Origin of the sequence: Pseudomonas sp. PH1b (assembly GCF_000633395.1) — a bacterium.
GTDB lineage: Bacteria > Pseudomonadota > Gammaproteobacteria > Pseudomonadales > Pseudomonadaceae > Aquipseudomonas.
In genome coordinates, this window is sequence record NZ_AYMU01000017.1 from 1 (window position 1) to 21,919 (window position 21,919).

Genomic DNA, 21,919 nt, shown 5'->3' on the forward strand with positions numbered 1-21,919 from the left:
TAGAGAATCCGGGGCGATTCACCTGGCTGCCACGCCTTCCTTGCAAGAAGAAATCAGCGCCCTGAGCCCGGAAGAGCAGAAGCAGCAGGCGCAATGGGCGTTCGAGGACGAGGCGGAGTCCCGCGGCATCGAGCCGTGGGAGTTGGTGCTCGATCTGGTGGCCGAGACACCGGAAGAACTGAAGGCCATGCGCCTGGAGGTGCATCAGGAGGTCGCTGAAGCGCTGGGCATGGACCTTGAGGATTATCTGCAGCTCAACGAAATCGAAGGTTGAGGGCAGTTACAAGGCGCAAGCTTCAAGCTGCATGACACTTGAAGCTTGCGGTTTTAGGCCTGCCGCTGTTTTCAGATGCTCAGGCGCATCGACAGGTCGAGAGCCTTGACGTCCTTGGTCATGGCGCCAATGGAGATGTAGTCCACCCCGGTTTCGGCGATCGGACGCAAGGTGCTTTCGTTGATCCCGCCACTGGCTTCGAGCTTGGCCTTGCCGGCATTCAGGCGCACGGCTTCGCGCATGTCATCCAGGCTCAATTCGTCGAGCATGATGATGTCGGCCCCGGCAGCCAGGGCCTCTTTCAATTCCGCAAGACTTTCCACTTCCACTTCCACGGGCTTGCCCGGGGCGATCTTGTGGGCGGCGCTGACGGCCTGGGCGATGCCGCCACAGGCGGCGATATGGTTTTCCTTGATCAGGAAGGCGTCATACAGGCCGATCCGGTGATTGTGGCAGCCACCGCAGGTGACGGCGTACTTCTGGGCCAGGCGCAGGCCGGGCAGTGTCTTGCGGGTATCGAGCAGCTTGACCTGGGTATCGGCGACAAAGTCGGCCAGGTAACGGGCGCGGGTGGCCACGCCGGACAGCAGCTGCAGGAAGTTCAAGGCGCTGCGTTCGCCGGTGAGCAGCGAGCGAGCCGGGCCTTCGAGGTGGAACAGCACCTGGTTGGGCGCTACCCGCTCTGCGTCGGCCACCTGCCAGTGCACCGCGACCCGGGGATCCAACTGGCGGAATACCGCGTCGACCCAGGCGGTACCGCTGATCACTGCAGCTTCGCGAGTAATGATGGTGGCTTTGGCCAGACGTTCGGCCGGGATCAATTGCGCAGTGATGTCGCCGCTGCCGATGTCTTCGAGCAACGCACGGCGTACGTTGGCTTCGATTTCGGCGGTCAGGTCGGCGAGGCGTAGATTCGGCATAACGGGCTCCACAAACAAGGTGCGCCGATTATAGGGCCATGGGATCGGCGAACCCAAGGTGGCAAATGCCTGGGAGATCTGGGCGAACCTGTCCTTTGTCGTTTTGTCTGATGGGATGCAAAGACTTTTCTTTATTTGTTCAGGGTTATTTCAGGAGGGGCGACAGAGTCTGCTGGCGCAAGAGGGGGCTTTTACAAGATAATATGCCTTGTAATTGACGTCATAGCTTTGACGTATCTTTGGCCCCCCTTGAATGAAGTGCAGTGGCGTGCATCTGCCTCCGCTGAGAGCCGACTGTGAGCGTCGCCGGCTTGACTGAACCTTGATACCGAACCGAAGAAACACCTTTCCAGGAGGCTTGGATGCACAACGACGGGAATGTAGTGCCTTTGCACAAGGCCGCTACAGATCAGGCGACCGCGTCGCCGCTAGCCCGCCTGCCTGTGATTCTGCTTCAGGTTCGTGACAAGGCGGCCCAGCAATTGCGCCACGGCTTGCAGGAGCTGTTCGATAACGCCGACGACACTCTGTTCGAAATGGCCGACCGGGCACAGAACAACGTCGAGCAGAACACCTTGTTCGAAGCCATGCGCGACCTGCGCCTGAAGCGCAAGAGCATCGAGCGCGGCTTCATGGAAGCCTACTTCCAGGCTTTTGCCAGCCTGGTCCAGTACGACCCGGCCCTGGTCATACCCCATGCCGTCGCGTACGACCCCTCCCTTGATCCGTCCAGTGACGACCTGGAAAAGACCGTGGCGGTGGATGCCATGGTGGCCAAGGTGCTCAACCGTGACGGCTTCGTCCTGGGGCAATTGACCGCGCGCCTGGCGGCCTTGTTGGGCAGGCGCCTGCTGGATGCGGAGAACCCCTTGGGGCCAGCGCTGTTGTGTGGGTACTTTCTCCAGGCCGGGCGCAGCCTGGGGGTCGAGATCAAGGTCAAGCTGATCATCCTCAAGCTCTTTGAGCGCTATGTGCTCCGCGAAGCCGAGCAGTTGTATGCCGAAGCCAACCAGTTGCTGATCGCTACCGGGATCCTGCCGGAGCTGATGCCGGCACCGGCGCGACGGGCTACGGACCGGCCCCCGGCTGATGCGCAGGCAGCGCCAGCCGAGGGGGGCTCGGCCAAGCCCGGCCAGTACCCGCTCGATGAGAGCGTGCAGGAAGTGTTCGCGGCCCTGCAGACCTTGCTCCTGCACGTGCGCGGCAGTGTGGCGCCGACCCTGGAAGCCAGTGCCGAAACCCAGCCGATCTCGACCCGCGACCTGATGCGCCTGCTGTCGCACTTGCAGCAATATGTGCCGGCACCCAGCGCCCAGGACGATTTCGACCTGCGCAACCAGCTCGAACAGCTGCTGACCCGGGTCAGCGTCAAGAGCGGCAAGTCCCGGGTGGTAGGGGTGGCCGACGAGGACGTGATCAACCTGATCGCCATGCTCTTCGAGTGCATCCTCGATGACCGCAACCTGCCGGACTCCCTCAAGGCGCTGATCGGGCGCCTGCAGATTCCCATGCTCAAGGTGGCGGTGCTGGACAAGAGCTTCTTCAGCCGCAGCAACCATCCAGCCCGGCGCCTGCTCAATGAAATCGCCGCCGCAGCCCTGGGCTGGGGCGGCTGCGACGACCACCAGCGCGACAGCCTGTATCTGCGCATTGAACAGGTGGTGCAGCGTCTGCTGAGCGAGTTCAGCGACGATCCGGCGATCTTTTCCGAGCTGTTGGCCGACTTTCTCGCCTTCACTGCCGACGAGCGGCGCCGGGCCGAGCTGTTGGAACAGCGCACCCGTGATGCCGAGGAGGGCCGGGCCAAGGCCGAGCTGGCCCGGCGCCGGGTGGAACAGGCATTGAACGACGCACTGTTGGGCAAAGTGCTGCCGCAGAAGGTGGTGGACTTTGTCCGCGATGCCTGGAGCCAGGTCCTGCTGCTTAGTTGCCTCAAGCACGGTGACCAGTCCGTCGAATGGCAGACCGCCGAGCAGACCATGGCCCAATTGATCTGGAGCGTGCAGCGCCACGAGCAGCCGGACACCGCCATGCGCTTGCTGGCACTGGTGCCGGGGCTGCTCAAGGGCCTGCGTGAGGGCCTGAGCAGCGCGGCCTTCGACCCCTTCGCCACCAGCGAGTTTTTCAGCCAGCTGGAGGCCCTGCACCTGCAGGCGTTCGAGCACGAGGCCCTGGCTCCGCAGCAGCGCGTGGTGGCCCTGGCGGCCGAGCGCGCAGAGATGATCGTGGTGGCCCAGGAGATCGTCCTGTCATCTGCCGAAGAAGGGCCGCTGGAGGCGGCGCCCCTGGCCCTGCCGGCGAACGACCCCAGTGTGCTGCTGGTCGATCAGTTGCGATTGGGCGCCTGGGTCGAGTTCCAGGAAGACGAAGACAACACCCTGCGCTGCAAGCTGGCGGCGATCGTTGCCCATCCGGTGGCCAAGTACGTGTTCGTCAACCGTACCGGGATGAAGGTGCTGGAACGCACGCGGATGGGGCTGGCCCTGGAGTTTCACCGCGGCGCCGTGCGTGCCCTGGACGATCGATTGCTGTTCGACCGGGCTCTGGAGTCGGTGATCGGCAACCTGCAACGGCTCAATCACGGCAAGTGATCGCAACCTGAGGGGGTAACGCGGCATACTGGGTCACTCAAGGCTTTCAGTTGAAGGAATCGGTATGCGGCTGGACCCTGCCACGGGGTGGTGTCATGGCGTACGGCACTGCCCGTCACCCAATTTCAATCAACGCCCGGCACACGAGATCTCGCTGCTGGTGATCCATAACATCAGCCTGCCGCCGGGGCAGTTCGGCACCGGCAAGGTGCAGGAATTCTTCCAGAATCGCCTTGATGTCACCGAGCATCCCTATTTTGCCGGGATCGCCGACTTGCGCGTGTCCGCGCATTTCCTGATCGAGCGTGACGGTGCGGTCACCCAGTTTGTCTCCTGTCTGGATCGGGCCTGGCATGCCGGGGTATCGAGCTTCGAGGGGCGCGAGACCTGCAATGACTTTTCCCTGGGGATCGAACTGGAAGGCACCGACGAGTTGCCCTTCACCGACGCCCAGTATCGATCCTTGAGTGCCTTGACCGAGCAATTGCAGGCGGTTTTCTGCGCCATCACGCCACAACGGATTTGTGGTCACAGCGACATCGCACCCGGGCGCAAGACCGACCCGGGCCAGGCTTTCGACTGGGCACGCTATCGTGCCGCCTTGGAGAAGGGGGAAGGACAATGAGTTTTCTGGTGTTGCTGCTGGCGGTGTGGATCGAGAAGTTCTCGGCCTTGCGCCAGCGGGTACAGCGCGACGGTGCCTGGCTGGGGCAACTGGCACGCCTGGAGTCGAACCCGCGCATGGCTGGCCACCCCTGGTGGGTGCTGATGCTGCTGGTGTTGCTGCCAGTGGCCTTGCTGGGAGGGCTGCTGTTGCTGCTGGAGCCGCTGGCCTATGGCTTGCTGGCCTGGCCGGTGCACCTTTTGGTGGTGATCTATGCCCTGGGCCGGGGCGACCTGCTGGGCGGCCTGGGGCCGTTTCGCGATGCCTGGCGGCGCGAGGATCTGCAAGCCGCGGCCCATGTCGCCAAGCGTGACCTGGACATCTGCGCCGACAGCGGCGAGCAGTTGCTGGAAGGCGTCCAGAACCACTTGCTGTGGCAGGCCTACCAGAGCTTCTTTGCGGTGATCTTCTGGTACTTCCTGCTGGGGCCGGTGGCGGCCCTGAGCTATCGCCTGCTGGCCCTGGCTGCCGAACACAGCAAGCAGCCGGCCCTGGTGGAACGTGCCGCGCAACTGCGTCACGCCTTCGACTGGCTGCCGGTACGCCTGCTGGCGGCAAGCTTCGCCCTGGTGGGTAACTTCGTGGCGGTCAGCCGGGTGATGCTCCATGAGCTGCTCAACTGGCACATCAGTGCGGCGCAACTGGTGGAAAAGGTCGGGCGGGTGGCCGGTGAGATTCCGCCGCCGGTGGCGGGGCCCGAAGGCATCAACAGCCTGGATCGCATCTGGGAATTGCTTTTGCGAGCCGCAGTGCTCTGGTATGCCGGGTTTGCCCTGTGGACCGTTCTGGCCTGAGGCGACAACCAAACCTGCTCCCTCGGGGCTGCCCAGCGGCCCCAACTCGACAGCCCGGCGCAGGAGTTGCGATGGCGGCGTCGCCGAACGGGGGCAAGCGCCCTCGCCACATGGGTCTTGTGCCATCCACTGAAGAAGCGCCTCTGCGGGGCGCTCTTTAGCGGTTAACTTTAAGTTACAAAGCCTCCCCCAAAATTGAGCTATACAGACGAAGCGCCGAATAGTGGCTTTGTGCTGCCTTCGTCTGCCTGCCAATAACAATAAAGAAAAGGGAGACTTCTTTGTGAAGAGCTTGCTCTATCCCGCTGTCGCGCTGATGAACCGCCTGAGCTTCGGCATGAAGTTCAGCCTGATCAGCGTGCTGTTCTTTCTACCCATGCTGGTGACCAACTTCTATCTGGTACGCGACTCCTATCGCGAGTTCCAGGGCACCCGGGTCGAGCTGCAGAGCCTCGACCTGCTGGGTAGCAGCCTGGCCTTGCGCCGGGACCTGGAGACCCTCAACAACCTGGTGCAGATCAACGCCAGCCTCGGCCAGTCCGGCAAGGCCGGGGACCTGGAAGGCAAGATCGTCGCCCTGGAAGCGTCGGTGCTGGAGCGCTTGCAGGCCATGCAGGCGGTGACCGTGGATCCCCAACAGGTGGAAGCGTTCAACGCCAAGCGCGATGAGTTGATCGCCGCCTTCAAGATCCAGCAGGTGGAAAGCTCGCTGCTGAACAAGAGCGGGCTGATCGGCAAGCTGCTGGGCAGCGCCCAATTGTTCAGCCAGATCATCGCCAGCCAGTCGGGCCTGAGCCGCGATGGCCAGGGTGATATCCGCCAGCTCAGCGAGTTGATCACCAGCGTCACTCCGCAGGTCACCCAGACCCTGGGCGAAGGCCGGGCCATGGGCGCCTACTCCCTGGGTCAGGGATTTCTTAACTCATCCTCCAGCACCCGCTTTGACGAACTGCTGGTGCAGATCGAAAAGCTGCAGGCCGAATACGGACTCAAGCTCCAGGATGCCCTGGGCTCCAGCCGTGCAGCCCACGACGCCCTGGACGGCCAGGCCGTCAGCAGCAAGGGCAGCCTCAAGCAGGCCAGTGAACTGTTCGAGGAGCAGGTGGTGATGGCCGACACCCTGGACGCCCCCTGGCAAGGGTTCTACGACCAGGTCAGCGGCCTGATGGCGCAAACCTACCAGCTCAACGAAGCCACCTTGAAGTTTCTCGATGTCGAGTTGCAAACGCGCCTGGAGCAGAACCGCCGGCACATGGTGCTGCTGGTGGCGGCCCTGGCCCTGGTGTTCTTGTCGATCGTCTACCTGTATGGCGGTTTCTACGCCTCGACCCGCACCACCCTGCGCCGTCTCGGCGCGATGATGGACAAGGTCGCGGCGGGGGACATGACCGTCACCTTCACCGCCCACAGCCGTGATGAGTTGGGTGAGCTGGGGAGCGTGTTCAATGGCACGGTGCTGAAGATCCACGACCTGATCGAGCGAGTCGGCCAGACCGTCAGCGAAGTCGAGCGCCAGGCCGGGCAGGTGGAAAACGTCTCGGCCCAGAGCAACCAGGCGGTGGCCGGCCAGCGCAGCCAGATCGAGCAGGTGGCCACGGCGATGAACCAGATGTCCGCCACCTCCCAGGAAGTGGCCCGCAGTGCTGCCGCAGCGGTCAGCAGTGCCCACAGCGTCAATGATGAGACCATCAGCGGCCGCGGGCTGGTGGAGTCCCAGCAGGGCAGCATCGCCCGGCTGGCCAGCGAGATCGACCAGTCGGTGCTGGTGATCAACCAGTTGGCCGATGACAGCCAGTCCATCAGCCGGGTGCTGGAGGTGATCAAGAGCATCGCCGAGCAAACCAACTTGCTGGCGCTCAACGCCGCCATTGAGGCGGCCCGGGCCGGGGAGCAGGGGCGGGGCTTTGCGGTGGTGGCCGATGAGGTGCGGACCCTGGCCAAGCGCACTCAGCAGTCCACCGAGGAAATCGAGCAGATGATCGGTAAGCTCCACGGCGGCGTCAGCGCGGCGGTCAAGGCCATGGGTAGCAGCCACGCCATGGCCAATGGCACGGTTGGGCAGTCGGAAAAGGTCCAGCAGGCCCTGGAAAACATCCTTGGCGCCGTCGGCATGATCGTCGACCAGAACCAGCAGATTGCCGCGGCGGTGGAGCAGCAGACCGCGGTGGCCCACGATATCGACCAGAACATCGTCGAGATCAACCGGGCCGGTGAACGCACTGCCGAGGGCGCGCACCAGACCGAGGATGCCAGCCGCCAACTGTCGGCCCAGGTGGTGCAGCTCAAGCAATTGATCGGTGCCTTCCGGGTCTGATCAAGCCAGGACGGCAGGTCGGCAAAGCCCCTGACCCATCGGGGGCTGCGTTGTCTTGCACACAATCGGTAGTCAATAAGTGCTTTGTTTACAGCGAGTTTCCTGTTTTCCTGCGCGTCTGTTTTTGCAGCCCGGTTAATCCCGGAGGCTGTTCGACCCGTCGGCCATGCCCCAGCATGGCCCCGAGGAAATTTGCTGATGACTGTCACCTCTGGAGTCCAGGGCCGCTGCGCCCATTGCCAGACCCTTCTGGACCTCGAACCCTGGCAACTCAATGCCATGGCCATGCAGGAACACTTCAACTGCAAGCATTGCCAGCGCCCCCTGAAGCTCAGCTGCCCGGAGCAGATCAGGCGCTTCAAGGCCCTGGGGTCGCTCGCCACCGTGCGTGCGACGATGATCGTGCTGTGTGCCACGGTGCTGTTGGTGACCCTGGTGCTGGAGTGGGTCGGGTTGGTGAGCCTGGCCCAGCAATTGAGCATTTCGGCACTGATGCTGGCGAGCTACTTGCTGGTCATGGGGATTGCCCGCCGCCGGCTGCGTCGGCCGTTGCTGCTACAGGTCGCCTGACGACCAGCCGAACAGCTCGCAGGCGTTGCGGGTACTGGCGCTGGCCAGTTGCTCGGGAGCGATACCGATGATTTCGGCCAGGGCGGCGCAAATCGCCGGCAGGTGCTGGGGGCTGTTGCGCTGGTTGGGGAACATGGCAGGCGCCATGTCCGGCGAGTCGGTTTCCAGCACCAGGGATTCCAGGGGCAGGTCGGCAAGCACCTTGCGCAGCCGCAGGGCCTGAGGCCAGGTGGCAGCCCCGCCCAGGCCCAGCTTGAACCCCAGCTTGAGGTACTCCCGGGCCTCCTCGCGGCTGCCGGCGAAGGCATGGATGATGCCTCCACGCTGGGGCTTGAAGCGCTTCAAGGTGGCGATCACCGCCGCGTGGCTGCGTCGTACATGGAGCAGGGCGGGCAACTGGAAATCCACTGCCAGCTGCAATTGGGCTTCAAACAGCGCTTGCTGGCGCGGGCGGTCCAGGTGCTCGAGAAAATAGTCCAGGCCGATCTCGCCCACTGCACAGAGCTGTGGATGGCCGGCCAGCCGCGTCAGCCAGTCGCCCAATACCTTGAGATCGGCAGGCTGATGATCGTCGAGGTAGACCGGGTGCAGGCCAAAGGCTGCGTACAACTGCGCATCGCTCTGCACCAGGTCCCAGACCCGCTGCCAATTGGCCTCATAGACCCCCAGCACTACCATTCGCTTGACCCCGCGGGCGCGGCTATCACTCAGCAGCGCCTCGCGGTCGGCATCGAATTCCGCAAAATCCAGATGGGTGTGAGTGTCGATCAGCTCCACGGCTCAGCCCTGCTGGATGCGCTGTTTGAAGGTCCGAGGAATGGCCTGCACGCCAGGCTGGTAATGGGACTCTTCAATGGCCGCCAGGGCCAGTTGCAGGGCCTTTTCGGCGATCAGTTGATGCTGCTGGGCCATGGCGTTGACCGGCAGCGGCAGGAAATCCAGCAACTGGGTATCGCCAAAGGTGCCCAGGCGCAGTGGCCGGGACTTCAGCGGGAAGTCGTGGAGCGCGTCGAACACCCCTTGCAGCAGCACATAGGAGGTGGTCACCAGGGCGTCCGGCAGATGGCCCAGGCGCTGCAGCAACTCTTCCATGAGTTGCCGGCCGCAGTCGCGGCTGAAGGCCTCACCCTGTTCGATCAGCACATCCCCGCTGAAACCTTGCAAGGCCTGGCGGAACCCCGCGGCCCGTTCCTGGCTGATGCTCAGTTCCGGGCGGGCGCCAATCAGCGCGATCTGCCTGGGCTGCGGTTGCAGCAGGCTCTGGGTCAGATGCAGGCTGGCCTGCAGGTCATCGCTGATTACCGAGCAGAACAGCTCGGGCGGCATCACCCGGTCGATGGCGATGATCGGCAGCCCCTGTGCCTGCAGCTGTCGATAGCTGTCATCTTCGGCTGGCAGGCAACTGGCGACGAACAACGCATCGCAGCGCCGGGCACGGAACAGCTGGAGCAATTGTCGCTCGCTGTCCGGGGCGTCGTCGGAGCTGGCGATCAGCAACTGATATCCCCGGGCCCGGGCGCCTTGTTCCAGCAGTTTGGCGATGCGCGCGTAGCTGGGGTTCTCCAGGTCAGGGAGAATGAAGCCCAGGGTACGGGTGTGCCGGCTGCGCAAGCCGGCGGCCTGGGGATTGGGCGTGAAGCCATGCTCCTCGACCACCGCCCGCACCCGTTCCACGGTGGCGTTGCTGATGCGTTGTTGTTCGGCCTTGCCGTTGATGACGTAACTGGCGGTGGTGACGGACACACCGGCCAGGCGAGCGATATCACTGAGTTTCAACCCGGGATTTCCTTGTTATTGATGCTTGCCCCGACATTTTCGCCAATCCTACCCGATCTGGGCAGGCGACCATTGTCGGAATCTGCAAACGACCGGAAGGGCTTCAAGGATGGAAGATTATCGAGTAACGTGCCAAACATTCTAGATTAAACGTTTCAGCAGGCGTATTTTCTGGACTTGAAGACAAGCGCCGATCTGCCCCTGCCGGGCATTGGGTCCCGTTTGTGGCGTTTAAGACGCCTAGGCTGACTATTTAAAACAATACCTAGCGCCGCCCCGCGCTAAATAGGAGAACGCATGCTCGAGCTCACTGTAGAGCAGATATCCATGGGCCAATCGGCTGTGGACAAATCTGCGGCGCTGCATTTGCTGGCCGACAGGCTGGTGGCGGACGGCCTGGTGGCCGAGGGTTACCTGGCCGGCCTCCAGGCTCGCGAAGCCCAGGGCTCGACCTTTCTCGGGCAAGGTATTGCCATCCCCCATGGCACCCCGGAAACCCGCGACCAAGTGTTCGCCACTGGTGTGCGCCTGCTGCAGTTCCCGGACGGCGTGGATTGGGGTGACGGCCAGATCGTCTACCTGGCCATTGGCATTGCCGCCAAGTCCGACGAGCACCTGCGCCTCCTGCAATTGCTGACCCGGGCCCTGGGCGAGACCGACCTGGGTCAGGCCCTGCGTCGCGCCAGCTCTCCCGAGGCCTTGTTGAAACTGCTGCAGGGGGCGCCCCAGGAACTGGCGCTGGATGCCCAGATGATCAGCCTCGGGGTGGCCGCGGAAGATTTCGAAGAGCTGGTATGGCGCGGTGCGCGCCTGTTGCGCCAGGCCGAATGCGTGAGCAACGGTTTTGCCGCGGTGCTGCAACAGGTGGAGGCCCTGCCCCTGGGGGATGGCCTGTGGTGGCTGCACAGTGAGCAGACCGTGCTGCGCCCCGGGCTGGCCTTCGTCACCCCGGACAAACCCTTGCGTTACCTGGGCCAGCCGCTGAACGGGCTGTTCTGCCTGGCCAGCCTGGGGGAAGCCCACCAGGCCCTGCTGGAGCGGCTGTGCGCACTGCTGATCGAAGGCCGTGGCCATGAACTGGGTCGCGCCACCAGCAGCCGCGCGGTGCTGCAAGTGCTCGGTGGTGAAGCGCCGGCGGACTGGCCCAGCGCGCGCATCGCCCTGGCCAACGCCCACGGCCTGCATGCCCGGCCGGCCAAGGTACTGGCGCAGTTGGCGAAGCAATTTGACGGTGAGATCCGCATTCGCCTCGCCGAGGGCAAGGAGTCTGCGGTTTCGGTAAAAAGCCTGAGCAAGCTGCTGAGCCTCGGTGCCCGGCGCGGTCAGGTGCTGGAGCTGATCGCTGAACCGAGCATCGCCGCCGACGCTTTGCCCGCGTTGCTGGCCGCTATCGAGGAAGGCCTGGGCGAGGAAGTCGAGCCCTTGCCGGCTGTCAGTGCCCCTCGGGAGGAGCTGCAAGCCGTCGTCGAGCCGATCAGCGCCCCGGCTTCCGGCAGCCTGATCCAGGCCATCGCCGCTGCCCCCGGCATCGCCATCGGCCCGGCCCATGTCCAGGTTCAGCAAACCATCGATTACCCACTGCGCGGCGAGTCCACCGCCATCGAGCGCCAGCGCTTGCAGCAGGCCCTGGCCGAGGTGCGCGAGGACATCCAGGGGCTGATCCAGCGCAGCCAGGCCAAGGCCATCCGCGAGATCTTCATCACCCACCAGGAAATGCTCGACGACCCCGAGCTGAGCGACGAAGTCGACACCCGCCTCAAGCAGGGCGAAAGCGCCGAAGCGGCCTGGATGACCGTGATCGAGGCCGCGGCCAAACAACAGGAAGCCCTGCAGGACGCCTTGCTCGCCGAGCGCGCCGCCGACCTGCGGGACATCGGCCGTCGGCTGCTGGCCCAACTCTGTGGCGTCGAAACCCCGGCTGAACCGGAGCAGCCCTACATCCTGGTAATGGACGAAGTCGGCCCTTCGGATGTGGCGCGCCTGGACCCGCACCGCGTGGCCGGGATTCTCACCGCTCGCGGCGGTGCCACCGCCCACAGCGCTATCGTAGCCCGGGTCCTGGGCATTCCGGCCCTGGTGGGCGCCGGCGCCTCGGTGCTGCTGATCCAGCCCGGCACACCGCTGCTGCTGGATGGCCAGCGTGGCCGCCTGCACGTCGACGCTGACCTGGCGACCCTGCAGCGCGCCACGCAAGAGCGCGACAGCCGCGAACAACGCCTCAAGGCCGCCGCCGAGCGGCGCCATCAACCGGCCCGCACCACGGATGGCCACGGGGTCGAGGTGTTTGCCAATATCGGCGAAAGCGCCGGCGTCGTCGCCGCCGTGGAAAACGGCGCCGAAGGCATCGGCCTGCTGCGCACCGAACTGATTTTCATGGCCCATCCCCAGGCGCCGGACGAAGCCACCCAGGAAGCCGAATACCGCCGTGTGCTCGACGGCCTCGCCGGGCGTCCGCTGGTGGTGCGCACCCTGGATGTGGGCGGCGACAAACCGCTGCCTTACTGGCCGATCGCCAAGGAGGAAAACCCCTTCCTCGGCGTGCGCGGCATCCGCCTGACCCTGCAACGGCCGCTGATCATGGAAGCGCAGTTGCGTGCCCTGTTGCGCTCGGCGGACAACCGCCCGCTGCGCATCATGTTCCCCATGGTCGGCAGCGTCGAAGAGTGGCGCCAGGCCCGGGACATGACCGAGCGCCTGCGCCGGGAAATCCCCGTGGCCGACCTGCAGCTGGGGATCATGATCGAAGTGCCGTCCGCCGCCCTGCTGGCGCCGGTGCTGGCCAAGGAAGTGGACTTCTTCAGCGTTGGCACCAACGACCTGACCCAATACACCCTGGCCATCGACCGTGGCCACCCGACCCTTTCTGCCCAGGCCGACGGCCTGCACCCGGCGGTGCTGCAACTGATCGACATCACCGTGCGCGCCGCCCATGCCCATGGCAAATGGGTCGGCGTGTGCGGCGAGCTGGCGGCCGACCCGCTGGCGGTGCCGGTGCTGGTGGGCCTGGGGGTGGATGAACTGAGCGTCTCCGGCCGCAGCATTGCCGAGGTCAAGGCGCGGATCCGCGAACTCAGCCTGGGCCAGGCCCAGACCCTGGCTCAACAGGCCCTGGCCGTCGGCAGCGCTCACGAAGTGCGTGCCCTAGTGGAGGCCATGTAATGGCGAAGATTCTCACCCTGACCCTCAATCCGGCCCTGGACCTCACCGTCCCGCTGGCCCATCTGGAAGTGGGGCAGGTCAACCGCAGCGAGGCCATGCACAGCCACGCCGCCGGTAAGGGCGTGAACGTGGCCCAGGTGCTGGCTGACCTAGGCCATCAACTGACCGTCAGCGGTTTTCTCGGCGCCGACAATCCCCAGGCGTTCGAGGCCTTGTTCGCCAGCCGCGGGTTTGTCGATGCTTTTATCCGCGTGCCCGGCGACACCCGCAGCAATATCAAGCTGGCCGAAAGCGACGGCCGCATTACCGATATCAACGGCCCCGGGCCCCAGGTCAGTGACGCCGCGCAACAGGCCCTGCTCGAGCGCCTGGAGCAGATCGCACCCGGGCATGACGCGGTGGTGGTGGCCGGCAGCCTGCCGCGTGGGGTCAGCCCCGAATGGTTCCAGGCCCTGCTGCTGCGCTTGAAAGCCTTGGGCCTGAAAGTCGCCCTCGACACCAGCGGCGCCGCCTTGCGTGCCGGCCTGGCGGCGGGCCCCTGGCTGGTCAAACCCAACACTGAAGAGTTGGCGCAGGCCCAGGGCAGCCCGGTGGTTTCAGTGGCCGGGCAGGCCGAAGCCGCGCGCCAGTTGCACGCCCAGGGCGTGGAGCACGTGGTGGTGTCTCACGGCGCCGAGGGGGTCAACTGGTTCAGCGCCGCGCCATCCCTGCAGGCCCTGCCGCCGAAGGTCAGCGTGGTCAGCACCGTGGGCGCCGGCGACTCGTTGCTGGCGGGCATGCTCCACGCCCTGCTCAGTGCCCAGCCTTTCGAACAGACCCTGCGCACCGCCACGGCGATTGCCGCCCTGGCCGTGACCCAGATCGGTTTCGGCATCAGCGACAGGGCGCAACTGGCCCGGCTGGAGCAGGGGGTGCGCGTGCACCCCCTCATAGAACAATAAGAGGGTTGCCCATGAAGTTAGCCATAGTTACCGCCTGCCCCAACGGCATGGTCACCAGCGTGCTCTGCGCCCGCCTGCTGGACGCCGCGGCCCAGCACCAGGGCTGGAGCACCAGCGTTGAAGTGCATGATGCGGCGCACCCTGAGCGGCAATTGTCGGCGGCCACCATCGAGGCTGCCGAGTGGGTGCTGGTGGTCAGCACCGGGCCGCTGGATCTGTCGCGTTTTGTCGGCAAGCGGGTGTATCGCAGCACGCCGTCCCAGGCCCTGCAGGATGTCGATGCGGTGCTACGGCGCGGCGCCGAAGAAGCCCAGGTATATGCCGCGGCCGAGGCCAGTGCCGAGCCCGTGGTCGAGACCGGCAAGCGCGCCCCGCGGCTGGTGGCGATCACCGCCTGCCCGACCGGCGTGGCCCACACCTTCATGGCCGCCGAGGCCTTGCAGCAAACCGCCAAGCGCCTGGGCTACGACCTGCAAGTGGAAACCCAGGGCTCGGTGGGGGCGCGCAATCCCCTGAGCCCCGAGGCCATTGCCGAGGCCGATGTGGTGCTGCTGGCGGCGGACATTGAAGTGCCCACCGAGCGGTTTGCCGGCAAGCGCATTTATCGCTGCGGCACCGGCGTGGCCCTGAAACAGTCGGAAGCGACCCTGAACAAGGCCCTGGCCGAGGGTCAGCTGGAATCCACCGCCACCGGCGCCCAGCCCCCGGCCAAGCAGGACAAGACCGGGGTCTACAAGCACCTGCTGACCGGCGTGTCGTTCATGCTGCCGATGGTGGTGGCGGGCGGCCTGATGATTGCCCTGTCCTTCGTCTTCGGCATCACCGCGTTCAAGGAGCAGGGCACCCTGGCCGCGGCGCTGATGCAGATCGGTGGCGAAACCGCCTTCAAGCTGATGGTGCCGTTGTTGGCCGGCTACATCGCCTATTCCATCGCCGACCGTCCGGGGCTGGCGCCGGGGATGATTGGCGGCATGCTCGCCAGCACCCTGGGCGCGGGTTTTATCGGCGGCATCGTCGCCGGTTTCCTGGCGGGCTATGCGGCCAAGGCCATCAACAAATATGCGCGCTTGCCACAGAGTCTGGAGGCACTGAAACCGATCCTGATCATCCCGCTGCTGGCCAGCCTGTTCACCGGGCTGGTGATGATCTACGTGGTGGGCAAGCCGGTGGCGGGCATGCTCGAAGCCCTGACCCACTTCCTCGACAGTATGGGCACCACCAACGCCATCCTCCTGGGGGTACTGCTGGGCGGGATGATGTGCGTCGACCTGGGCGGGCCGATCAACAAGGCCGCCTACGCGTTCTCGGTGGGGCTGCTGGCCTCCCAGAGCTATGCACCGATGGCCGCCACCATGGCCGCTGGCATGGTGCCGCCCATCGGCCTGGGCATCGCCACCTTCATTGCCCGGCGCAAATTCGCCCAGACCGAACGCGAAGCCGGCAAGGCCGCCCTGGTATTGGGCCTGTGCTTTATCTCCGAAGGCGCGATCCCATTCGCTGCCAAAGACCCACTGCGGGTGATCCCGGCGAGCATTGCCGGCGGCGCCCTGACTGGCGCCTTGTCGATGTACTTCGGCTGCAAACTGATGGCGCCCCACGGCGGCCTGTTCGTCATGCTGATCCCCAATGCCATCAACCATGCGCTGCTGTACCTGCTGGCGATTATTGCCGGCAGCCTGCTGACCGCCGTGGTGTATGCACTGGTAAAACGGCCTGAAACGGCGGAACTCGCCCTGCAACCCGCCGCCTCGTAGGAGCCGGCTTGCCGGCGAAGAGGCCCTCAAGCCTTGCGCTGTTCTGGCCGACGCCTTCGCTGGCAAGCCAGCTCCTACGGAGCAGGGGGCAGCACCGCAGCCCTGTAGGAGCCGGCTTGCCGGCGAATAGGCCCTCAAGCCTTGCGCCGTTCTGGCCGACGCCTTCGCTGGCAAGCCAGCTCCTACGGAGAAGGCGGCAGTACCGCAGTCCTGTAGGAGCCGGCTTGCCGGCGAATAGGCCCTTAAGCCTTGCGCCGTTCTGGCCGACGCCTTCGCTGGCAAGCCAACTCCTACGGAGGAGGGCCAGCACCCCACCGCCGCTGGCCCCGCGGGCAGCGACTCGCCCTTCACCGTCCGCCCTGGCATCAGCGCCGAGAAAGCCTTGCTCCACGTTTCCATGCTGCTCAAAGCTGCCGAGGAGGTGTCCGACGAGATCACCGAACACGCCAGCGGCATCGAGCGCGGGCTGATCTGGTCGCTGGTGCATTCGGTGGAAATGGCCCGTGGCGTGGTGGATGCCTTGCTCGACGGTCATCGTCACGCTCCCGGTTGAGCAAGTAGCTGGCCACTACGCCACCGAGTTCGCCAGCGGCCTGTCACACCCCCTTCATCCCCGCTGTCTAAGGTGGGCTTTTTGACCATTGTCAGGGAGTCACCATGAGCGAGTTCAACCTCGGCCGTCGTCGGATCATGCAAATCGCCGGGGCGGGGCTGTTGATGCCGAGCCTGGCGCCGGCGGTGATCGCTTCGGTCAAGGATCGGCCGCAGCTCACCGATGGGGTGCAGTCCGGGGATCTGCTGGGAGATCGGGCGATGATCTGGAGTCGCAGTGACCGTCCGGCGCGGATGGTGGTGGAGTGGGACACCCGCAGTGTGTTCAGCAACCCCCGGCGCTTGCTGTCGCCCCTGGCCGATGCCCGCACCGACTTCACCGCGCGGGTGGAGTTGACCGGGTTGCCAGCCAACCAGGCGATCTTCTATCGGGTGACCTTCGAGGATGCGCAGTCCGGTGTGGCCAGTGAGCCTTGGTTCGGCCATTTGCGCAGTGCGCCGTCGCAACGCCGGGACATTCGTTTTGTCTGGAGCGGCGACACGGTGGGCCAGGGCTTTGGTATCAATCCTGATATCGGCGGGATGCGCATCTATGAGGCGATGCGCCTGCGTCTGCCGGACTTTTTCATCCACAGCGGCGACACCATCTACGCCGACGGCCCGGTGCAGGCGCAGTTGACCGTGGAAGACGGGCGCATCTGGCGCAATATCACCACCGAGGCCAAGAGCAAGGTGGCCGAGACCCTCGATGAATACCGGGGCAACTACCGCTACAACCTGATGGACGAGAACCTGCGCCGTTTCAATGCCCAGGTGCCGCAGATCTGGCAGTGGGACGACCACGAGGTGGTCAACAACTGGTCGCCGAGCAAGCAGTTGGACGAGCGTTACGTGGTCAAGGACATCCAGACCCTGGTGGGCCGTGCGCGCCAGGCGTGGCTGGAGTATTCGCCGATGCGCCGGCAGAGCGCCGATGGTGGCGGGCGCATCTATCGCAAGCTCAGTTATGGGCCGTTGCTGGATGTGTTCGTGCTCGATATGCGCAGCTATCGCGGACCCAACGATGACAACCTGGGTGGCGAGAAACCCTTCCTCGGTCGTGAACAGTTGGATTGGCTCAAGCGTGAGCTCAAGGGTTCTTCAGCCCAGTGGAAGGTGGTGGCCGCCGACATGCCCATTGGCCTGGGTGTACCCGACGGTGAGGTCAGCCCTGGCGTGCCGCGTTGGGAGGCCATTGCCAACGGCGATCCAGGTCCGGCCCAGGGGCGCGAGCTGGAGATTGCCGAGCTGCTGGCGTATTTGCGCAAGCATCAGGTGCGCAACCATGTGTGGCTGACGGCGGATGTGCATTACTGCGCCGCTCACCATTACCACCCGGATCGGGCGGCGTTTCAGGATTTCGAGCCGTTCTGGGAGTTTGTCGCAGGCCCCTTGAATGCCGGGAGCTTCGGGCCCAATGCGCTGGACAAGACCTTCGGCCCCGAGGTGGTGTTCCAGAAGGCGCCGCCAACCCAGAACGCCTCGCCCTTCGCCGGCTTCCAGTTCTTCGGTGAGGTGCAGATCGATGGGCAGACGGCCGAGTTGAAGGTGATCCTGCGGGACCTGGATGGGGTGTCTGTGTACGAGCACAATCTGCAGCCGGTGTAACCCTTGCCGGCGAAGAGGCCCTTGAGCCTTGCGCCGTGCTGGCGGGCGCCTTCGCTGGCAAGCCAGCTCCTACGGGGTGTGATACGAGCGGTGTAGGAGCCGGCTTGCCGGCGAAGAGGGCCTTGAGTCTTGCGCGGTGCTGGCGGGCGCCTTCGCTGGCAAGCCAGCTCCTACGGGGTGTGATATGAGCGGTGTAGGAGCCGGCTTGCCGGCGAAGAGGGCCCTGAGCTTTGCGCGGTGCTGGCGGGCGCCTTCGCTGGCAAGCCAGCTCCTACGGGGGGTGATACGAGCGGTGTAGGAGCCGGCTTGCCGGCGAGGCGTTCAGTTGGTCAGTAGACGTCGCGGCGGTAGCGGCCCTGTTCGATCAGGCGCTCCACCTGCTCGGCACCGAGGAGGTCGTTGAGCACCTGGTCCACTCCTGACGCCATGCCTTGCAGGCTGCCGCAGATGTAGATCGATGCGCCCTCGGCCAGCCACTTGTGCAGTTCATCGGCGGCGGCCCGCAAGCGGTCCTGGACGTAGATCTTCTGCGCCTGGTCCCGGGAGAACGCCAGGTCCAGGCGGCTCAGGTCGCCTCGGGTCAGCCACTCTTGCAGTTCATCCTTGAAGTAGAAGTCGTGCTCGGCATTGCGTTCGCCAAAGATCAGCCAGTTGCGTTGCTGGTCGTCGGCGATCCGTGCCTTGAGCAGGCTGCGCAGGCCGGCGAGGCCGGTGCCATTGCCCAGCAGGATCAGCGGGCAAGGCTCGGCCGGCAGGTGGAAGCCGCTGTTGCGCCGCACCCGCAGGCTGATGGCAGCGCCTTGCGGTGCGTGCTCGGTGAGCCAGCCGGAACCGATGCCCAGGCTGCCGTCGGGGTGACGCTCCTGGCGCACCAGCAACTCCAGGCAGCCGTCGGCGGCGATCGAGGCGATGGAGTATTCGCGCATGTTCAGGGGCACCAGGGCATCCAGCAGGGCCTGGGCGTGCAGCCCCACCAGGTGGGCGCGGTTCTCCGGCAGTTGGCGGCTGCCCAGGGCCTGTTCGAGGCTTTCTTCCAGGCCCTCGAGCTGCACCTGGGTAGCGCCGGAAAGTCCCAGGCCATCGAGGAAGTACTCGACCGCCCAGGGGCTGTTGCGTGGCATGACTTCCACCAGATCGCCCGCCAGCCAGCTGCTGGCGCTCGGGGCCTGCAGTTGCAGCAGGTAGACCCCGGAGCCGCTGCTTTCAGGGTTGAGCAGGGTGCGTTGGGTCAGGGTCCAGTTGTCGAAGGCCGGGGCCTGCCACAGGTCCACCGGTGCATGGCCGGTGAGCTGGCCAAGTTGCTGCTGCCAGTGGCGCAGGGCGTAGGTGTCGCCGCTGTCCACTTCGATGGGCGCGAACAGGGTGTGGCCCCCCTGGCTCGACAACCAGTCGTGCAGGCGCCGGGCAAAGCCGCAGAAGTGCGGGTACTGGCGGTCGCCGAGACCGAGCACGGCGTATTGCAAGCCAGGCAGTGACAGTTCCCGGCCCAGCAGTTTGCGTTCGAAAGCCCGGGCACTGTCCGGGGCTTCGCCGTCGCCGAAGGTGCTGACCACGAACAGCGCCCGCTGGGCGTCGCGCAGGTCCTGCTCGCTGAGGCTGCCCAGGGGCAGGACCTTGGCGCCGACCCCGGCGGCCTGCAATTGCCCGGCGGTCTGCCAGGCCAGTTGCTCGGCAAAACCGCTCTGGCTGGCGAACCCGATCAGCCATGCCGACGCATTCTCGGCAGAAGCCTCCAGGCCCCGGCGGGCGTGCTTGATCTGGCGCTTCTTGCGCCGCCGGTCCAGGTACAGCAGCCAGCCGGTGATGAAGAACAGCGGCATGCTCAGGGACGCGAGGGCCAGCACGATGCGGCCGATCAGGCCGAAGTAGCTACCCACGTGCAGGGCGTAGACGCTGGTGAGCAATTGCGACTTGAAGCTCTTGTCGGCGTAGCGATCGTGGCGGCTGATGGCCCCGGTGACGGGGTCCAGGGTGATCTGGTTGAAGGCCCGCTCGTGGGGCGAGGTCTTGAGCAGATAGAACACGGTCGCCGGTTGCCCGGCCACTGGCGGCATGCGCACGTTGTAGGCATTGAGGTCCTTGCCGGCGGCGCTGTAGAGGCTGCTCCACAGGGCGTTGTAGTCCGCCACCGGGGCCGGGCCCTTGGGCGCTGGGCCGCCGCGGCCGCCACGCTGGCGTTCGCTGTGCGGCGCATCGGAGAGCAGCTTGGTCAGGCCCTCGCGATACCAATCGTAGGACCAGTACAGGCCGGTGAGGGCGAACAGCAGGTAGAACAGCAGGCACCAGGTGCCGAACACCGCGTGCAGGTCCCAGTTGAAGCCGCGGCCTTTCTTGGCCCAGTCCAGGGTCAGCCACACCCGCCAGTTGCCGACCTGGCGCGGCCAGCGCAGGTACAGCCCGGACAGGCAGAAGAAGATCAGAATCAGGGTGCAGGCGCCGGTGATCTGCCGGCCGGTGTCACCGATGGCCAGGAAGCGGTGCAACTGCAGCATGAAGCCGAAGAAGTCCTGGCCGACGGCGTCGCCCAGCAGTTGCGCGGTGTAGGGGTCGAAGTAGCGCATCGGCCCGCGACGCTCACCCGGCGCTGGGGTGAAGAACACCCGCGCAGCGTTGCCGCTGTCGGTTTCCACCCAGAGCATGGACACCGTCTTGCCTTCGGCGGCCTGGATCTTCTCCACCAGTTCGGCAGGTGGCAGTGCCCCGGCGGGGAGTTTCTGGACTTGCAGCACCGATGGGTTGAGGGCACGCAGGATCTCGTCCTCAAACGAGACCGTCGCGCCGGTAATGCCCATCAGGGCCAGGATCAGCCCCGCGCTGATGCCGAAGAACCAGTGCAGCTGGAACAGGGTTTTCTTCAACACGTCACTCGCCTTGTTCGTCCAGAGAGGTGAAACACGGCGCGCATTATGCCGTGTGTTGTCGAGAAGCATTCGTTTTTACATGCAAAAGCCCCAGGCATTCAGATGCGTGGGGCTGGGTGCTGTAGCGGCTACCGAGGGCACGGGCTGTATCCGCAGGGGCGGGTTTGCAGAGTCTTCGGCAAAGCCAAGACCCTGCCCCGGTGCCCGGGTGAATGCAGCCTGCCGGCGGCCACAGGCCGGCGTCAGAAGTGGAAGTTGGCACTCATCAGCGCGGTACGGCCGGCCGCCTGGTTGGCGAAGTGCGCCGCATAGGCCTTGTCGTAGTAGGTCTTGTCGGTCAGGTTTTGCACGTTCAACTGCAGGTCGACGTTCTTGGTCAGCTTGTAGCTGGCCATGGCGTCATAGCGGGTGTAGGACGGCACGTAAACCGTGTTGGCGGTGTCGCCGTACACTTCGTCGACGTAGAAGGCGCCACCACCCACAGTCAGTTTCGAGGTGATGTCGTAGGTGCTCCAGAGGCTGAAGGAGTTCTTCGGTGTGTTCGGCATCTGATTGCCGCTGGCCGATGCAGCGCCTGCGGTGATGGCCCCGTTGCGCCCCGTCAGGCCGGCGTCCACCAGCTCACTCTTGAGGTAGCTGTAGCCGGCGAAGACTTGCCATTTGTCGGTGATCTTGCCGCTGGCGCCCAACTCCAGGCCATCGACACGGGACTCGCCCGCATTCTGATAGGTCATGGCATCAACCAGAACCCGGGTGTTCTTCTTCTCTGTACGGAATACCGCAGCGGTCAGCGCCAGGCGATCGTTGAACACGTTCCACTTGGTACCCAGCTCGTAGTTGACGGTTTCTTCAGGCTGCAGATCGCTGGTGCTGGCACCGGCCGCCAAAGGATTGCCTTCCGCACCTTCACCCACCAGAGCGCCGGCAGGAGTGGCCGAGGTCGCGTAGGAGGCATAGACGCTGCCGTTCTCCATTGGCTTCCACACCAGGCCTGCCTGCCAGTTCCAGAACTGGCTGCTGTCCTTGAGCTTGCTCCTGGCCTTGACCGTGGCAGTCGGCACGGCATTGGTGTTGGCCACGGTGTCGAAGGTGTCGTAGCGCA

Annotated in this window: 16 protein-coding genes; 11 read left to right on the forward strand and 5 right to left on the reverse strand. The window is 65.0% G+C overall.

The window, feature by feature from the left end; genetic code table 11:
* The first annotated feature begins 16 nt into the window (after nucleotides 1–16).
* Nucleotides 17–274, forward strand: a complete 258-nt coding sequence (locus U873_RS0124405; protein WP_081818708.1) for a DUF6388 family protein — start codon at nucleotides 17–19, stop codon at nucleotides 272–274.
* Nucleotides 275–345: 71 nt separating this feature from the next.
* Here U873_RS0124405 and nadC read toward each other — a convergent pair whose 3' ends face one another.
* Entirely contained in the window at nucleotides 346–1,194 is an 849-nt protein-coding gene (nadC, locus tag U873_RS0124410) for a carboxylating nicotinate-nucleotide diphosphorylase (protein WP_025130745.1), read from the reverse strand.
* A 362-nt stretch (nucleotides 1,195–1,556) separates the two neighbouring features.
* On the opposite strand from nadC, the gene U873_RS0124415 reads away from it, so the two are divergent.
* The 5 genes from U873_RS0124415 (at nucleotide 1,557) to U873_RS0124435 (ending at nucleotide 8,127) form a co-directional block, all read left to right on the forward strand.
* Nucleotides 1,557–3,785 carry a DUF1631 domain-containing protein gene (locus tag U873_RS0124415; protein ID WP_025130746.1) on the forward strand — a complete coding sequence of 743 codons (2,229 nt, stop codon included), beginning with the start codon at nucleotides 1,557–1,559 and terminating at the stop codon, nucleotides 3,783–3,785.
* Between the two features lie 64 nt (nucleotides 3,786–3,849).
* Complete coding sequence (gene ampD, locus U873_RS0124420) at nucleotides 3,850–4,410, forward strand: 1,6-anhydro-N-acetylmuramyl-L-alanine amidase AmpD (protein WP_025130747.1); 561 nt, start codon at nucleotides 3,850–3,852, stop codon at nucleotides 4,408–4,410.
* Nucleotides 4,407–5,243 carry a regulatory signaling modulator protein AmpE gene (gene ampE, locus U873_RS0124425; protein WP_025130748.1) on the forward strand — a complete coding sequence of 279 codons (837 nt, stop codon included), beginning with the start codon at nucleotides 4,407–4,409 and terminating at the stop codon, nucleotides 5,241–5,243. The genes ampD and ampE overlap by 4 nt, the downstream gene beginning before the upstream one ends.
* A gap of 1,609 nt (nucleotides 5,244–6,852) precedes the next feature.
* Nucleotides 6,853–7,557: a methyl-accepting chemotaxis protein gene (locus U873_RS37700; protein WP_371261348.1), complete on the forward strand. Its 705-nt coding sequence runs from the start codon at nucleotides 6,853–6,855 to the stop codon at nucleotides 7,555–7,557.
* 198 nt (nucleotides 7,558–7,755) lie between these two features.
* On the forward strand, nucleotides 7,756–8,127 hold the full coding sequence (locus U873_RS0124435; RefSeq protein WP_025130750.1) for a hypothetical protein: 372 nt from the start codon (nucleotides 7,756–7,758) through the stop codon (nucleotides 8,125–8,127).
* Here U873_RS0124435 and U873_RS0124440 read toward each other — a convergent pair.
* Together U873_RS0124440 and cra are read right to left on the reverse strand one after the other, a co-directional pair.
* The gene (locus tag U873_RS0124440; protein WP_025130751.1) at nucleotides 8,113–8,904 is read right to left on the reverse strand and encodes a TatD family hydrolase; all 792 of its coding nucleotides are present in this window, start codon (nucleotides 8,902–8,904) and stop codon (nucleotides 8,113–8,115) included. The genes U873_RS0124435 and U873_RS0124440 overlap by 15 nt on opposite strands.
* A gap of 3 nt (nucleotides 8,905–8,907) precedes the next feature.
* Nucleotides 8,908–9,903 carry a catabolite repressor/activator gene (gene cra, locus U873_RS0124445; protein WP_025130752.1) on the reverse strand — a complete coding sequence of 332 codons (996 nt, stop codon included), beginning with the start codon at nucleotides 9,901–9,903 and terminating at the stop codon, nucleotides 8,908–8,910.
* 297 nt (nucleotides 9,904–10,200) lie between these two features.
* Here cra and ptsP point away from each other — a divergent pair, with 297 nt between their 5' ends.
* The 5 genes from ptsP to U873_RS0124470 all read left to right on the forward strand — a co-directional run bounded on the left by ptsP (nucleotide 10,201) and on the right by U873_RS0124470 (nucleotide 17,956).
* Entirely contained in the window at nucleotides 10,201–13,062 is a 2,862-nt protein-coding gene (gene ptsP / locus U873_RS0124450) for a phosphoenolpyruvate--protein phosphotransferase (RefSeq protein WP_025130753.1), read from the forward strand.
* The gene (gene pfkB, locus U873_RS0124455) at nucleotides 13,062–14,003 is read left to right on the forward strand and encodes a 1-phosphofructokinase (protein WP_025130754.1); all 942 of its coding nucleotides are present in this window, start codon (nucleotides 13,062–13,064) and stop codon (nucleotides 14,001–14,003) included. The genes ptsP and pfkB overlap by 1 nt, the downstream gene beginning before the upstream one ends.
* An 11-nt stretch (nucleotides 14,004–14,014) precedes the next feature.
* Nucleotides 14,015–15,757, forward strand: a complete 1,743-nt coding sequence (locus U873_RS0124460; protein ID WP_025130755.1) for a PTS fructose-like transporter subunit IIB — start codon at nucleotides 14,015–14,017, stop codon at nucleotides 15,755–15,757.
* A 259-nt stretch (nucleotides 15,758–16,016) separates the two neighbouring features.
* Nucleotides 16,017–16,310 (forward strand): DUF6124 family protein, encoded by a 294-nt coding sequence (locus tag U873_RS0124465; protein ID WP_081818707.1) that lies wholly within the window; start codon nucleotides 16,017–16,019, stop codon nucleotides 16,308–16,310.
* Nucleotides 16,311–16,414: 104 nt separating this feature from the next.
* The gene (locus U873_RS0124470; RefSeq protein ID WP_025130756.1) at nucleotides 16,415–17,956 is read left to right on the forward strand and encodes an alkaline phosphatase; all 1,542 of its coding nucleotides are present in this window, start codon (nucleotides 16,415–16,417) and stop codon (nucleotides 17,954–17,956) included.
* Between the two features lie 329 nt (nucleotides 17,957–18,285).
* Here U873_RS0124470 and U873_RS0124475 read toward each other — a convergent pair whose 3' ends face one another.
* Both U873_RS0124475 and U873_RS0124480 read right to left on the reverse strand, forming a co-directional pair.
* Complete coding sequence (locus U873_RS0124475) at nucleotides 18,286–20,817, reverse strand: sulfite reductase flavoprotein subunit alpha (protein WP_025130757.1); 2,532 nt, start codon at nucleotides 20,815–20,817, stop codon at nucleotides 18,286–18,288.
* Nucleotides 20,818–21,059: 242 nt separating this feature from the next.
* Nucleotides 21,060–21,919 (reverse strand): TonB-dependent siderophore receptor (locus U873_RS0124480; RefSeq protein ID WP_025130758.1); only part of this gene is annotated, 860 nt, incomplete at its 5' end.

What these genes read in the sequence shown, in the direction of transcription:
- nadC (WP_025130745.1), bottom strand. Translation starts at nt 1,194, where the DNA reads ATGCCGAATCTACGCCTCGCCGACCTGACCGCCGAAATCGAAGCCAAC.
- U873_RS0124415 (WP_025130746.1), top strand. Translation starts at nt 1,557, where the DNA reads ATGCACAACGACGGGAATGTAGTGCCTTTGCACAAGGCCGCTACAGAT.
- ampD (WP_025130747.1), top strand. Translation starts at nt 3,850, where the DNA reads ATGCGGCTGGACCCTGCCACGGGGTGGTGTCATGGCGTACGGCACTGC.
- ampE (WP_025130748.1), top strand. Translation starts at nt 4,407, where the DNA reads ATGAGTTTTCTGGTGTTGCTGCTGGCGGTGTGGATCGAGAAGTTCTCG.
- U873_RS37700 (WP_371261348.1), top strand. Translation starts at nt 6,853, where the DNA reads ATGTCCGCCACCTCCCAGGAAGTGGCCCGCAGTGCTGCCGCAGCGGTC.
- U873_RS0124435 (WP_025130750.1), top strand. Translation starts at nt 7,756, where the DNA reads ATGACTGTCACCTCTGGAGTCCAGGGCCGCTGCGCCCATTGCCAGACC.
- ptsP (WP_025130753.1), top strand. Translation starts at nt 10,201, where the DNA reads ATGCTCGAGCTCACTGTAGAGCAGATATCCATGGGCCAATCGGCTGTG.
- pfkB (WP_025130754.1), top strand. Translation starts at nt 13,062, where the DNA reads ATGGCGAAGATTCTCACCCTGACCCTCAATCCGGCCCTGGACCTCACC.
- U873_RS0124460 (WP_025130755.1), top strand. Translation starts at nt 14,015, where the DNA reads ATGAAGTTAGCCATAGTTACCGCCTGCCCCAACGGCATGGTCACCAGC.
- U873_RS0124470 (WP_025130756.1), top strand. Translation starts at nt 16,415, where the DNA reads ATGAGCGAGTTCAACCTCGGCCGTCGTCGGATCATGCAAATCGCCGGG.